Origin of the sequence: Leptolyngbya sp. DQ-M1, from assembly GCF_039962505.1 — a bacterium.
Taxonomy (GTDB): domain Bacteria; phylum Cyanobacteriota; class Cyanobacteriia; order Leptolyngbyales; family Leptolyngbyaceae; genus Leptolyngbya.
The window spans coordinates 19,401-33,530 of sequence record NZ_JAMPLJ010000004.1; the positions used below are offsets into that span (position 1 = coordinate 19,401).

Below are 14,130 nucleotides of genomic sequence, written 5' to 3' on the forward strand. Positions count from 1 at the left end.
AAAAGAAGTAGGGAGCTAATACCAGATCTCTAAATCCTCGCTACAGATCTTGAGTAAAGACGCGATTTATCGCGTCTTCCGCCTCTCTCATCAAATAGGCTCATAAACCATTTGCGGAACTAATACCCCGTCGGCTCGAATCTCCCCAATTCCCAAGAACCGCAAGCTTCGCTCCACGGAGTGTTCGCGCTTAACCCTGACAATTCCCGATCGCTCAAGTTCCAGTGCAATCTTTTGTCCCTGACACCAACGTTTCGCGATCGCACTCTCCAACACAACTTCTGGTAAATGGAGCAGCACTGCTTCTGGCTCAATCAGGGGAACAGGCAGATCCTCGATCGTAGCGCTCTCCTTCAATTCAAAGCCGCTACTTTCGGTTCTCAGCAGTTTTGCTAACGTTGCCCCTGTTCCCAGTTGCTCTCCCAAATCACGAGCGATCGAACGAATATAAGTTCCGCTGCCACAAGCGATTGCTAAATCAAGTTCGGGAAAATCACCCGCTCTAAAATCCAAAATCTTCAGATCATAAATCTCAACGGTACGAGCGGGAACCTCGATCGCTTGCCCCGATCGCGCTAGATCATACAGCCGCTTCCCTTGAACTTGAATCGCACTGTAGTTCGGCGGAATCTGCTGAATCACCCCCTGAAACAAGGGCAATTTTTCCTGAATCTGTTCTAAGCTCAGGCGCGAAACTGCTTGCTGAGTCAGGATCTCACCTTCAAGATCATCTGTTGCCGTCGTTACGCCAAATCGAATCGTCGCATGATACGCCTTATCCTGGCGGAGATATTGCAGCAGGCGAGTAGCGCGACCCAACGCGATCGGCAAAATCCCTGTCGCTGCCGGATCAAGCGTCCCCGCGTGACCCACTTTTTTCAGCCCATAAATTCGGCGAACCTTCGCGACACAATCATGCGAAGTTAACCCAAACGGTTTATTCAGGTTTAGAAACCCATCCACGCGATTATTCTCCGTTTAACTGCGCCACAGTCAACGACTGTACCAAATTTAACCGTAGCGGATCTTGAGACAAGGTACGGGCATAAGCCGCCGAAAGGTAAGGGCGATAGTCCGATCGATTCGCAAGATAAGTCTGAAAAAACGCCAAACCTAGAGCATTCACATAGCGACGGGCAACGTTTGGAGCCTCACCAATCACCTCTGGTGGCAAAGGAACCCCCTGAGCATCGCCTTCTTGTAGGGCAGAAAAATGCGTTCCGCGATCGATCAGGGCTAAATATCGCTCTGGCGCTTTCAGCCAGGTAAACGGCTGGATCTGCTCCGGCAAAGCAGGCGCAACCGTATCGGCATTGCCCGTAATGATCATCGTTGGCGTTTCGATCTGCGCGATCGCCGCTTGTCCAAAGACGCTGCTCGTAATCGGGTTAATCGCAATAATCGCTTTCACCCGTGAATCGCTCAAGTTATAAGAAATCGGCGGCAGTGCTCCAGCGCGGCATTGCAGCAACAGCGACAAATTCAGCGTTCGATCGATTTCGGCGGGCTGACACGATCTCTGGAGTTGCTGAAAATTGATCGGCGCACCCGCGAGCGCCATGACCGTGTAGCCCCCAAAAGACTGCCCCAACAGACCGACCTGCTTGATATTTAAGCGCTGATAGCGCGAATCGGTGTTGGCTCTGCGCTCTAGCTCATCTAACAGATATTTGATATCTAGCGGTCGATCGATAAACTCACTCGGACTCGTCACTTCATTGACCGTTCCACCAACCAGCGCTTGAAGCTGTTTGGCATTACTTCCCGGATGTTCGGGCACTGCCACGGCAAATCCATGTGAAGCCAAATGCTCTGCAAGATAGCGAAACGTGCCCCGATCGGAGCCAAGTCCGTGTGAAATGACAACCACCGGAATTGAGGCGCTCAACGGCTGCCGACGGGCAACGGGCAAGTAAACATCAACCGGAAACACCCGCTCTCGCCCTAAAGCCTGCACAAATCCCCGCGATCGATCAACCAATCTCAGCGCTTCCTTTTGAAATCCATAAGCGCCTCGAACTGACAAATCGGGAATCGCACCCCCTGGTAACGGTGTAGTTTCTGTATTAGAGAGTTGGGCAATTGTCTGCGTTGCCCGGTTCGTTTGATTAATCAAATTTCCCAGCTCTCCCGCAATGTCTAAACTGCGCTGTAAATCAACTCGCAGTCCGCGCGTCGGAAATTTACGCAGCACATTCAGCGCGGTTAATCCCTCTGGATCTGCCGATGCCAGGATTAAAGCAGCCCGAATTGCAAAAAAACCAGTATCGCGAGAGTCTGGCTGGATAATCTGCCCTAACCGCCGCAATAGAATCTCCCCTTGCTGCGTGTAGAGAAACTGCGACACCGCGATCGGAGTCAAATCTGCCCGTGTCAGTAATGCTTTTCGGAGTGTTTGCAGTTGTTCAGGCGTGACATACTGCGAATAGACATAAAGATCGCTGTCCAATGTACCCGTGCGGGCATAAGCTTCAAGCGACGAAACTGAAATCGATCGCTCCAAGATTCCATACGTCAAGAAGACACGCTCAGCCCCCCAGACCGGACGACTCACAACAGAGAGCGACATCCATCCCCCGATTGCACAAAGCGCAACCTTTAACCGCTTAAACTTTCGCATCTTGACCACGCGCTGGGATTCTACCTAGTCTTGTCTGCCTCATTCTGGCGCACAGATAAACTTGCGACAAGGCAAATTACCGCATACTCTAGCAAAGATATCCCTTCTGACTAGTAGTAAAATTGGTGTCTCTGATTTATTTAAATTAAATCCAAAAATAAACTGCCTTCTGGAAAACCTTCTAAGATGAAGGAGCTTATTGAGTTGCGATCGGTGATCACACCCTCAGATTTAACCGTCCCGATTGCGACGCTTCCTCATTTTCTTCTGTACGCAGCACCATGACAGCATTTTGGGATCGTTTGCTTGATTCAAGCTCCTTTATTCCTCACGGACACTGCTATCTCTGGCAAACTGGGCTGGTGTGGCTTCATATCACAGGCGATGCGCTAATTGCGCTGTCATACTACTCAATTCCGATTACCCTGGTTTTCTTTGTGCGGCAGCGTCGCGATCTACCGTTTGAGTGGATTTTTCTGCTATTTGGAGCTTTTATCATTGCCTGTGGAACAGGTCATTTGCTCGACATTTGGACGTTGTGGCACCCGGACTACTGGATTTCAGGCGGCTTAAAAGCGGTGACTGCGATCGTTTCAGTCCTGACTGCTGTGGAACTTTATCCGCTGATTCCCAAAGCGTTGGCACTGCCCAGCCCAACCCAACTTGCTCTCACCAACCAGGCACTCCAAGTTCAAATTGGAGAACGCCGTCAGGCTGAACTTGAACTAAAGCGCTATCAAGACCAACTTGAAGAATTAGTAGCACAACGTACTGCTGAACTGACTGCGATTAACCAACAGCTTCAGCAAGAAATTATTCAGCGCCAGCGCATTCAGGAAGAACGAGAATCGCTGTTGCAGCGAGAACAACAAGCGCGAGAACAAGCAGAGTCTGCCAATCGCGTCAAAGATGAGTTTCTTGCAGTTCTGTCCCACGAACTCAGAACCCCGCTCAATCCAATTTTGGGTTGGACAAAACTTTTACAGCGACAACAGCTAAAACCAGAGAAAGCCGCAATCGCGCTTGACACGATCGAGCGCAATGCCAAGCTACAAGCGCAGTTAATCGAAGACCTGCTGGACATTTCTCGCATTATGGGCGGAAAGTTAACCCTCACTGCTGCTGCAACCGATCTAAAGACGGTGGTGCTTGCAGCGATTAGTACCATTTCTCTAGCGGCTGAAGCAAAACAGATTCAGATTGAGACCCAGCTTGAAGCAGAGATTGGACAAGTTCTAGGAGATGCCGGACGATTGCAGCAGGTGGTGTGGAACTTGCTCTCTAATGCAGTGAAGTTTACGCCCAAAGGCGGTCGAGTTGAAGTGAGCTTAACTCGTCAGACGAATCAGCGCTCAGATTTTGCTACCATTACCGTCCGAGATACAGGTAAGGGAATTGGGGCGGCTGCGCTTCCCCATGTGTTCGATCGCTTCTGGCAAGAAGATAGTACCAATACGCGTGAATTTGGCGGTTTAGGGTTAGGGCTGGCAATTAGTCGTCAAATTGTGGAGCTTCACGGGGGCATTATTACTGCCGAAAGTGCAGGCGAGGGACAGGGAGCAACCATCACGGTGAGGTTGCCCCTTTGCGCTACAGCCGCAGACGTAGCTCCAAAACGATCGCGCTCTGAAGAAAATTCGACTTTAGCAGGGCTGCATATCTTGGTGATTGATGATAGTTGTGACTCTCGCGAGTTTACTGCATTCGTTCTGAGTCAAGCAGGCTCGAAGGTGACAGCGGTTGATTCTGCGAAGGCCGCTCTGAATGTGCTGTCTAACTCTTGCCCAGATGTGATCGTCTGCGATATTGGATTACCCGAAATGAGCGGCTACGAATTCATTCAACAGGTTCGATCGCGTCCGGTTGAGCAAGGGGGTAGAGTGGTAGCAATTGCCCTAACTTCTTATGCAAGTGACAACGATCAGAAGCGAGCGATCGAGTCTGGATTTCACCAGCATTTATCTAAGCCGGTTGAACCGGAGCGCCTACTTAAGACGATCACAGCAATCCACCAGCCCGTTGGGTAGAGGCTCTATTAAAACCAAATAGAGCGATTCGGAGAATGGACAGAGAACAGATTGCGACTTTCGATCGACATCGATTTCGTAATTAAGTTCTATAAAGATTCATACAACCAAGCTTTATTTAATTTTTTGCTTGGAGTATTACTTGAGCTAATTTTTAGTGATAGGATGAACCCCCGAATCTTAATTTCATCAAAGGTTATCTAGATGACAGTTTTATCATCGGAAGTCAACGAGCAGACACAGACGGAAGAGAGCGACTTATGCTTAGTCCGCTATCTCAAAGAAGAGTTAGCCGTTCCGGACGAGTCGATCGAACTGGCGATGCGCCACTGTGAGCAAGAACGCGGAACGTTACCGATGGTGCTGTGGCGCTATGGATTTGTTTCGATCGACCAACTGAACCAAATTTTTGACTGGATGGAGCGCTAGATTACTGCTTGCTCATTTTGTTCAAGAGCCAAAGTGAGGTCGAAATGGCAACAAACTGCGCCAAAATCACGTTGATGCTTGCTTGCACTACAAGAATGTCAATGGGTTGAATGAATTTTGCCGGATCGACGTTGACAAAACCTGCAAACCCCTGATTGACGGCTTTCCCAAACAGCAAACCGACGATCGCCTCTGCCCCTAAGAGCGCTAAGAGGGTTCCCGCTAAACTTGCAATCAATCCTGTCCGAATCGTTTGAATCGCCTCCGCTTTTTTCGGTCGCGCTGCTGCCGCTCCATTCAACCGCCGTCCGATCACCACATACTTCGTCAACGACCAGAACATATTGAATCCTAAGACCGCAATTCCACCGATGGTCAGCACGACCCCAACCCCAGTTCCTGGATTGTTGGCGGCTGGAGCGCGGGTGGAAACGGCAGCAAACAGCAAGATCGCACTCGAAATCACTGTCAGCACCAACTGAAACCAAAAACTAAACCAACCCGCAAATCGGAATGTGCTTGCAATTTCTCGAAGCGTGGGGGAGTCAGATCTTGCCATAACAGATCACACAGAAGCTAAATCCAGCTTATACCAATTTACGAGTAGGACAGGCGATCGCGGCACTTCAATCCGGTTAAACCTGGATCGTGTTGCAGCAAACATTCAACCGGATCAGCCTTTACGGTAGGATGAAACTTATGCCTACTCTTCCTATTTCGGGAGTTCCACACGCCTACGAGCTGACGGCTCCCACATCAAACTCTGTCGTTCTGGTATTCATTCACGGCTGGATGCTGAGCCGCAATTATTGGCAACCTCTGATCGATCAGTTGTCATCGGATTATCAGTGTTTGTCTTATGATTTGCGGGGTTTTGGTGAGTCCCAACCGCGAGATGCGGCTTGCCTGCCTGCTGTGGACGATCGATCTGGTGGGGCAGTTGCCGTCGCCAGGCAGAACGCGATCGCGCAGTATAGTCTGCTTGCTTATGCGAGGGATTTAGGAATGCTGTTGAAGCAGTTGCAGATTCCTGAAGTTTGGCTGATTGGGCATTCACTCGGCGGCTGTGTGGCGCTGTGGGCAGCCGACCAAATGCCGGAACAGGTTCGAGGGGTGATTTGCCTAAATTCTGGCGGTGGCATCTATTTGAAAGAAGCGTTTGAGCGGTTTCGATCGGCAGGTCAGCAGATGGTAAAACTGCGCCCAAAATGGTTAGCGCAGGTGCCCTGTTTAGATTTGGTGTTTCAGCGGGCGAATGTGGCAAGCGTGATTGAACGATCGTGGGGTCGGCAACGAGTGATCGATTTTGTTAATGCGGATCAAGAAGCCGCGATCGGGACGTTATTGGATTCGACCACGGAAGCCGAGGTGCATCGTTTACCGCAAGTCGTGGCGCGGTTATCACAGCCGCTCTACTTCATTACTGGGTCGAAAGATACGGTGATGGAACCGAAGTATGTGCGTCATTTAGCCAGTTTTCATCCGCTATTTGGCGATGGGGCGGACAATGTTCTAGAGCTTCCCGATTGCGGTCATCTATCAATGCTAGAGCAAACCGATTCTGTTGAATCGCACATTCGCAGCGTTTTGGAACAGCTTTGTAATGATTAACGGCTTGTTTCTATAGCGATCCTGTTTGAGAAGTTTATGTCCTAATCGCCGCTTTTCAATTGCCTCGTTCCATGTCACACTACCGCTTGGTTTGATCTTAGATTTTGATCTTGGATGTAGAGTGCATGGACGATCAGATAGAGATGCCAGGGAAAACACGATCGCTAATCTTGGAGCGATGTTTTGCGATCGTTTGGGTGCTTGCATTAGGTGGAATTGCATTTTTTAATCAGTTGGGCAGCATCGGACTGGTAGATGAGACAGAGCCGCTGTTTGTGGAGTCAGCGCGGCAGATGACGGTCACCGGAAATTGGATTACGCCGTACTTTAATCAGGTGACTCGGTTTGATAAGCCGCCCTTGATTTACTGGCTGATGGCGATCGCATTCAAAACGGTTGGCGTAAATGAATGGGCAGCGCGGCTGCCCTCTGCGATCGCGGGAACCGTTTTGGTCGGTTTTTGTTTCTATACGATTAGGCGATTTGTTCCATTGAGAATTGCACCGTACTTGGGATCGGCGATCGTTGCGTTTAATCTGATCACGCTGTTCTTCGGACGGTTGGGCTACTCGGATATGTTGCTGAGTGCCTGTTTTGGTGGATCGCTGCTGGCGTTTTTTTTCGGCTATGTGAGATCGGATCAGCGCTGGTATCGGGCGTTTTATGGGCTGATGGGACTGGCAGTTTTAACGAAAGGCCCGGTTGGGGTCGTGTTGCCGAGTGCGATCGTGCTCATCTTTCTATTCTGGGCGAGAAACCTGCGCGGAGTGCTGCGCGAGATGAAGCCGATTCAAGGAACAGGAATTTTTCTGTTGGTGAGTGTGCCTTGGTATTTGTTGGCGTATCTTCAAAACGGGAATGCGTTTATTCAATCGTTTTTCGGGCTGCATAATGTTGAACGCTTTACCAACGTGGTGAATCAGCATTCTGGCGCTTGGTACTATCATTTGGTGATTGTGCTAGTTGGGTTTTTCCCTTGGTCGCTTTGCTTGCCTGCGGCGATCGCTCATGCGATCAGGCAACCCAAATGGCAACAAGAACCAAGATCACAGCATCTTGGAAAGTTCGCGCTGGTGTGGTTTGCGGTTGTGCTGATCTTCTTCACGATCGCGGTTACAAAATATATTACTTATACCTTACCGCTATATCCCGCAGCAGCGATTCTCGTCACATTATGGTTCGTGCATCATTTTTCACAATCAAGACAGTCCATCCCGGTTAAGGCTACCGTATACTTTAGTATTGCTATTTCTGTTGCTGTTGGTGTTCTCATTTTTTACAGCCCAAATTGGTTAAATCGTGATCCAGCTATGCCAAATTTGGGATTAAGAATGCAGCAGTCTGGATTGCATCACATTGGCGCATCCATTTGGATTACAGCCGCGATCGTTGGATTAGTTTTAGCGATTCAGTATCGATTGCGCTGGTATTGGGCTGTGAATCTTGTTGCTTTTGCAGCATTTATTCTGTTTTTTATTACTCCTGCGGTCAGCATTATTGACTCAGTTCGACAATTACCGCTGCGCCAAATTGCTCAAGCGACGATCGAGGATCGACGACCGAACGAACCGATCATCATGGCAACCGATGCGTTTGAGAAACCGAGTTTGGTGTTTTATACGCAGCAACCGATCACGTTTCTCAATCGTGCTCGGATGATTCAGCCATATTTACAGAAGCTGCGGAAAGAAGGAAAAACAACATCGATCGTGATGATCACCACCCCAACCGCACTGCAAGAAGGAAATGTGAAACCAAATCAGTACCAACCGCTTCAACAGTATCGTCAGTATCAACTTGTGCGCGTTCCAATTCGTTCTTCAAAATAATTCATGAAATCAGTACAAAAATGGTGGGCAGAGCCAACCAATCGGCAAGTTGCTGCAATTCTAATCGTGGGATTTCTGTTTCGCAGCTTTATCGCGTTTTGGCTGCCACCTGGATTTGATGAAGCGTACTACTATATTTACACTCAAAATCCTGCTCTGAGTTATTTTGATCATCCGCCACTGGTTTCGTTGGTGAGCGCGATCGGCATTTGGTTAACTGGCGAAGTCTCTCAATTTACAATCCGCATCGGCAGCTTATTGCTGTATCCGTTTACGTTGTACTTTCTATACCGTGCAGCAGTTCATTTATTTTCAGTTCGAGTTGGATTGCTGACGTTAGCGATCGCGTCGGTCATTCCAATTTTCCAACTCGGATTTGGCACCTTTACGCTACCCGATTCACCGCTAATGTTTTTCTGGACATTAACGCTTTGGGTGGGAGCGGTTGAATTTTTTCCTCGCGATCGTACAGTTTACATTCCCTCGTATCGAGTTGCACTCATCGGGCTACTCGTTGGATTGGCTTGCATTGGAAAATACCACGGATTTCTACTTGGATTTGGCTTAATTGGATTTTGTTTGACCAGCCGGCGGCATTGGGCAGTGTTTCGATCTCCGTGGACAATATTAAGCTTTCTACTATTTTTAGTTGCGTTCTCGCCTGTATTGTATTGGAACAGCCAGCACGATTGGATTTCTTTTACGTTTCAGGGAAACCGTAGTGTTCCAAATCGTTCCTTCAAATTCTCTAAAGTAATTGATGTTGCGTTTGCAGCCTCGTTGTATTTATTTCCTACATTTGGATTACCACTCTGGTTTGTTAGCATTCGAGAAATTATTCTAACCGTGTCGCGGAGGTTTTCAAACTCGATTCACTCTTTCGTGTTGTGGACATCTACGCCTGTATTCATCATCTTTACGCTGATTGGTGGTTATCAACAGATTTTACCCGGTTGGACAATGCCAGGATTCTTCTCGGTTACGCCACTACTCGCTTGGTACGCATCGAGGTGGCGATCGTCTGTGCTAAAACGCTGGCTTGTGGGTTCAACCCTTGCGATCGTCGCCCTGCTATTGTTTGCGCTGTCTCACGTCACGCTGGGAACGCTGCAAAAACCGGGACAATACGCGCTGTTTGGGGGATTCGTTGCGCCGCAAGACGATCCTTCGGTTGATCTGATGGACATTCTGCAACTGCGGCGAGAATTTTCGCGATCGCCTCAACTGCTCACAGCGCTGAAAAATGCCGACTTCATGTTCAGTAATCGATTCCACATGGCAGGGCATACAGCGATGGCGCTCACGCCACTCTATTCGACTCCGATGACTTGCTTCGATCGCCGCGACTTGCGCGGATTCGCTTTCTGGTCAACCGCAGAACAATGGCTGGGTAAAACAGGACTCTACATCACTGCTGATAAATTTCAAACCCAGGAAGACTCTGCGGCGGAATATGTCCCGTATTTTGAAAAATTTACCAAGCTAGGGGAAGTGGAGTTACGTCGGGGCGGAGTAGTGATCGATCGGATTCATGTGTTTCAAGGGACGAACTTGCTAAAACCATTCCCGCGTCCTTACTGAGTCAAAATCATTACGTCACATCTTCATGTAGCAATATAGCAATTTAGTCTATTTTCTTAACTTGTCTAGATGGCGTAATTGCTCTGTGACTAAATAGCAGTTCAACCGCCCTAATTAGCAAAACCCTCTCACAAAAGGTTAAATTTATGCAATATCTTGTGAGCGCACAAAATTCAAATCGGAATTTTTTTGATCCAGCTAAAACGTAAATAGGATGGGAGATATAAGAAATTCTACGTATCTGCTCTAGGAAAATCGTATCCAAGATAACTTGCAACAATTTAACAATCGGGTTAACCTCTTCATCGAGACTTAACACCTAGGAGAGAGACGTAATGCTGAACCCAGCTCCCAGCAAAATCGTGCAAACCTTGGCAATGTCAGTGGGCATTGTGATCGCCGGAACCTTTGGCAGCACGATTCAAAGCCAAGCTCAAACCGTACCTTCAGGTGTGTCTACCTCTCAAACGCTCGCGTTTCAGATTGCTCAGGGAATTCCGATCGCAGAAATGGAACGCATGGTCTTTACTCGAATTAACCAGTACCGCGCCAGCAAAGGTTTGCCTGCAATGGCCTGGAACGATAGCATTGCCAAGCAAGCGCGTGAACACAGCCGCAATATGGCGAAAAAAGCAGTTCCATTCGGTCATCAAGGATTTGAAAAGCGCGCAAAAGCAATTACCAGCAGCATTCCAGCGCGGGCGACAAGTGAAAATGTGGCTTGGATTATGAGCCGCCGCGATCCGATCGGGCAGGTTGTAGAAGCTTGGATCAAAAGCCAAAAGCATCGGGAAAACATCGAAGGAAATTTCAACGTAACCGGGATCGGCATCGGCCTCAGCGCAATGGGAGAATACTACTTTACGCAAGACTTTGTGCGAAATTAAGGTGCAAATCTGCATCAGGTGTAAGATACGTGAGTTGTAAAATCACTTGCCTCACCTTATGCAACCGCGTGAATTTCACCTTTGCGATCGCGATCTTACTTCCGAGCTATTGGAGCAGTATCAGTCAGCCACCGTGATCGCAGTCGATACCGAAACGATGGGGCTTCTACCACACCGCGATCGCTTGTGTTTAGTACAGTTGTGCGATGAGAGCGATCAAGTAGCGGTTGTCAGAATTGAGCGGGGGCAAACCGAAGCACCAAACTTGAAGCAACTGCTTGAAGCGTCAGACATTACGAAAATCTTTCACTTTGCGCGATTTGATATTACGACCTTGCGCCATCACCTGGGAATTCAGGTCACACCGATTTTCTGCACGAAATTGGCAAGTAAGCTAATTCGCACCTATTCCCCCCGTCACGGCTTAAAAGATTTGATTCAAGAATTAACTGGGGTGGAACTCGACAAGAGCGCTCAAAGCTCCGATTGGGGCAATGCCATGAATCTCTCTGAGGCACAGCTGCAGTATGCGGCGAATGATGTGCGCTATTTGATTGAGGCGCGATCGAAACTGATTGAAATGCTAGAGCGCGAGGAACGCTTGGAACTTGCAGAGCAGTGTTTTCAAGCATTGCCTGTGTTTGCCCAGCTTGATATTCTGCAATATCAGAATGTGTTTGAGCATTAAAGGAACTCACATTAAAGGAGGTTGCTTCCTGTGGACTCCGGAGAGCTTCCTTAAATCCCCGCTAAGGTGTCGGACTAGGACTCGGAGACGCAGCCGGATTCGGTGCAGCAGGCACACTTGGCGGAATCTTATCTGCAACGATCAAAGCTTCCATGACCGCTTTGACGATCGGCGCTGCTACCGTCGAACCAAACGCATCTGCACCCTTCGGCTCATCAATCACCGCTGCCACAACATATCGAGGCGCATCGATCGGGAAAATACTCACAAAACTGGTAATCTTCGCACCTTCGATATATCCACCCGTTTCTCCAGCTTTTTGCGCGGTTCCAGTTTTACCGCCGATGCGGTAGTTGGGAATTTGCGCGGCTTTTCCGGTTCCGTCTTGCACCACCGATTCCATCATTTTCAGCACGGTTTGCGCGGTTTGCGGTGAAAAAACTGGCTTGGGTTGAGGAGCGTTCGCGTTCCAGTAAGGCTGCCCCTTTTCATCAAATAAGCCTTGAACCACATGAGGCGTGAGCAGCTTACCGCCGCTTGCTAAAATCCCGTGCAGTTGCACCAGTTGCAGCGCCGTAATCGAAAAGCCTTGCCCAAACGAGCTGGTCGCCGCATCGATCGCAGACTCGGTAAAAGCCTTTTTGTCTTTGATTTGCCCCGTCCCTTCAAACGGCAAATCGCTTCCGGTCGGCTGCCCTAAACCTATTTTTTGTAGCCAGGAATAGTAGGTGGATCGAGACATTTGCTGCACGATTCGCACCATGCCGACATTGCTGGAATGCTCCATAATTTGAGTGATCGTACTAGGCCCTCTTGCACCAGCGCTGGAGAAATCAAAGTTTTGAATGGGCCATCCGTCTACCTGAATTGCCCCTTCATCATTAATCACTTGGTCGGGTTTGATTGCTCCCGCCTCAAGCGCGATCGCCACGTTCAAGGGCTTAAACGTTGATCCCGGCTCATACAAATCGGTTAACGCCCAGTTTTTGAACTGCTCAATGTTTGCTTTATAGAATTCGTTCGGATCATAAGACGGAGCAGATGCTAGCGTTCGGATTTCGCCTGTCTTGGCATCCATCGCGATCACTACACCACGCTTAGCGTTGAATTTTTTTAGCTGCGGCTGAAGGGCGGCGATCGCCGCTCTCTGGACTCGACTATCGATCGACAACTGCAAATGCAAGTTGTCCATCTGCAAAAATCCCCCCGGAAGACGATCGGGCATCATTACCCCTGAGCCGGTGCGGCTCAGTCGCACAGATTTCACTGATCGTTCAAGTAGATTCTTGTGGCTATATTCAACTCCTGCTTGCCCGATGCGATCCAAATCCAAATACCCAACCACATCGGCTGCGAGGGTTTGCTGGGGGTAGAGTCGCTGCTGCTGTTGTGCCAGTTCCAAGCCGTCAATCTGCAAAGATTGAATGCGATCGGCTGCCGATTCGGGCACGGCGTACTCAACGCGAATGCCGCTCTCGCCCGCGCTAAATCGTTGCAGCAAGTCCCCCGCAGGGATGCCCAGAATTGCAGAGAGTTTCGTTGCAATTTCGGTTTTCGGCTCCTGAAACGCGATCGGGTGGGCGTACAGCGTGTAGACCGGACGATCGATCGCTAAAACATTGCCGTTGCGATCGGTAATCGGGCGACGCGGGATAAAGGGACGCAAAAAAGTAGTTTGTTGAGCGCGTGCCTCTTTAAGCAATTTTGGCGACTGATAGACTTGCAGCCGAACCAGATTGAGCGATAGGAGTCCTGTTGCACCCACCAAGATTGCCCAAACGAGAAATAAGCGACGAACGCTCGGTTTTGCTTGCGCTGTGCGAAACCGTTCGATCAGTTGAGTCTGACTTACAGCCTGTAGCAGTCGATCGCGCAGCTTCTCGATCATCGGCGGCAGACTCGCTCCACTCGCAAAGCGGGCAGTGTTTGAGGGGCGGCGGGGTGAGGAGGTAGGCTTTCCTCGGTTTGGCATAACTAATATCCTAGAGGGGCAACAGGCGAGGATTGCGAAGAAGAAGCAACGGGTCTTTCAGGACGGGGCGGAGCAGCTTTAATAAAAATGAGGCTATCGGGATTTTGCGGAACCAAACTTGCATCCGGGCGATTCGATTGAGTCGCGATCTGATTTTTCAGGACTTCTCCGTTTGCTGTGATCTGGCGTTCGTTGCGACGCAATTGTTCCAGCTTGCTGTATTCTTTGCCCCAAAGCTGCTGAGTGTACACCGTCCATCCATAAACGGCAAGTACCGTACCTGCTAAACCAAACGTCACTAAGATCGAAACTCGCTGAGTCAGGAGCAGCGATCGCAACCATCGGGGAGGTTGGCCTGACTGGGGTAACTGCCGCACCGATGTCGCTGATTTTTTTCGCTTAGACTTGAGTGCCGCCGCCATACCGCCCTCACACCTTGATAGTTTGCCTTGATGGTTTGCTTAAGAACGATTCATTGTCCTCAAG

12 protein-coding genes are annotated in these 14,130 nt (G+C 49.3%); 7 read left to right on the plus strand and 5 right to left on the minus strand.

Features of this window, described 5'->3' with window-relative positions; all coding sequences use genetic code 11:
• Positions 1-90 precede the first annotated feature (90 nt).
• Positions 91-963 (minus strand): tRNA pseudouridine(55) synthase TruB, encoded by an 873-nt coding sequence (gene truB / locus NC981_RS13390; protein ID WP_348243275.1) that lies wholly within the window; start codon positions 961-963, stop codon positions 91-93.
• Between the two features lie 4 nt (positions 964-967).
• The gene (locus NC981_RS13395) at positions 968-2,620 is read right to left on the minus strand and encodes an alpha/beta hydrolase (protein ID WP_348243277.1); all 1,653 of its coding nucleotides are present in this window, start codon (positions 2,618-2,620) and stop codon (positions 968-970) included.
• 281 nt (positions 2,621-2,901) lie between these two features.
• On the opposite strand from NC981_RS13395, the gene NC981_RS13400 reads away from it, so the two are divergent.
• Positions 2,902-4,647, plus strand: a complete 1,746-nt coding sequence (locus tag NC981_RS13400; RefSeq protein WP_348243279.1) for an ATP-binding protein — start codon at positions 2,902-2,904, stop codon at positions 4,645-4,647.
• Between the two features lie 204 nt (positions 4,648-4,851).
• Positions 4,852-5,076 (plus strand): DUF2949 domain-containing protein, encoded by a 225-nt coding sequence (locus NC981_RS13405; RefSeq protein WP_348243281.1) that lies wholly within the window; start codon positions 4,852-4,854, stop codon positions 5,074-5,076.
• A 1-nt stretch (position 5,077) separates the two neighbouring features.
• Here NC981_RS13405 and NC981_RS13410 read toward each other — a convergent pair whose 3' ends face one another.
• Positions 5,078-5,635 carry a DUF3611 family protein gene (locus NC981_RS13410; RefSeq protein ID WP_348243283.1) on the minus strand — a complete coding sequence of 186 codons (558 nt, stop codon included), beginning with the start codon at positions 5,633-5,635 and terminating at the stop codon, positions 5,078-5,080.
• Between the two features lie 140 nt (positions 5,636-5,775).
• Here NC981_RS13410 and NC981_RS13415 point away from each other — a divergent pair, with 140 nt between their 5' ends.
• The 5 genes from NC981_RS13415 (at position 5,776) to NC981_RS13435 (ending at position 11,672) form a co-directional block, all read left to right on the plus strand.
• Positions 5,776-6,687 (plus strand): alpha/beta hydrolase, encoded by a 912-nt coding sequence (locus NC981_RS13415; protein WP_348243285.1) that lies wholly within the window; start codon positions 5,776-5,778, stop codon positions 6,685-6,687.
• A 125-nt stretch (positions 6,688-6,812) separates the two neighbouring features.
• The gene (locus NC981_RS13420; RefSeq protein WP_348243287.1) at positions 6,813-8,516 is read left to right on the plus strand and encodes a glycosyltransferase family 39 protein; all 1,704 of its coding nucleotides are present in this window, start codon (positions 6,813-6,815) and stop codon (positions 8,514-8,516) included.
• Between the two features lie 3 nt (positions 8,517-8,519).
• Positions 8,520-10,097, plus strand: a complete 1,578-nt coding sequence (locus NC981_RS13425; protein ID WP_348243289.1) for a glycosyltransferase family 39 protein — start codon at positions 8,520-8,522, stop codon at positions 10,095-10,097.
• Between the two features lie 335 nt (positions 10,098-10,432).
• Positions 10,433-10,984, plus strand: coding sequence for a CAP domain-containing protein (locus NC981_RS13430; protein WP_348243291.1), 552 nt, complete (start codon positions 10,433-10,435; stop codon positions 10,982-10,984).
• Positions 10,985-11,042: 58 nt separating this feature from the next.
• Entirely contained in the window at positions 11,043-11,672 is a 630-nt protein-coding gene (locus NC981_RS13435; RefSeq protein WP_348243293.1) for a ribonuclease H-like domain-containing protein, read from the plus strand.
• A 61-nt stretch (positions 11,673-11,733) separates the two neighbouring features.
• Here NC981_RS13435 and NC981_RS13440 read toward each other — a convergent pair whose 3' ends face one another.
• Both NC981_RS13440 and NC981_RS13445 read right to left on the minus strand, forming a co-directional pair.
• Complete coding sequence (locus NC981_RS13440) at positions 11,734-13,644, minus strand: penicillin-binding protein 2 (RefSeq protein WP_348243295.1); 1,911 nt, start codon at positions 13,642-13,644, stop codon at positions 11,734-11,736.
• 2 nt (positions 13,645-13,646) lie between these two features.
• Positions 13,647-14,066 (minus strand): hypothetical protein, encoded by a 420-nt coding sequence (locus tag NC981_RS13445; RefSeq protein ID WP_348243297.1) that lies wholly within the window; start codon positions 14,064-14,066, stop codon positions 13,647-13,649.
• Between the last annotated feature and the right edge of the window lie 64 nt (positions 14,067-14,130).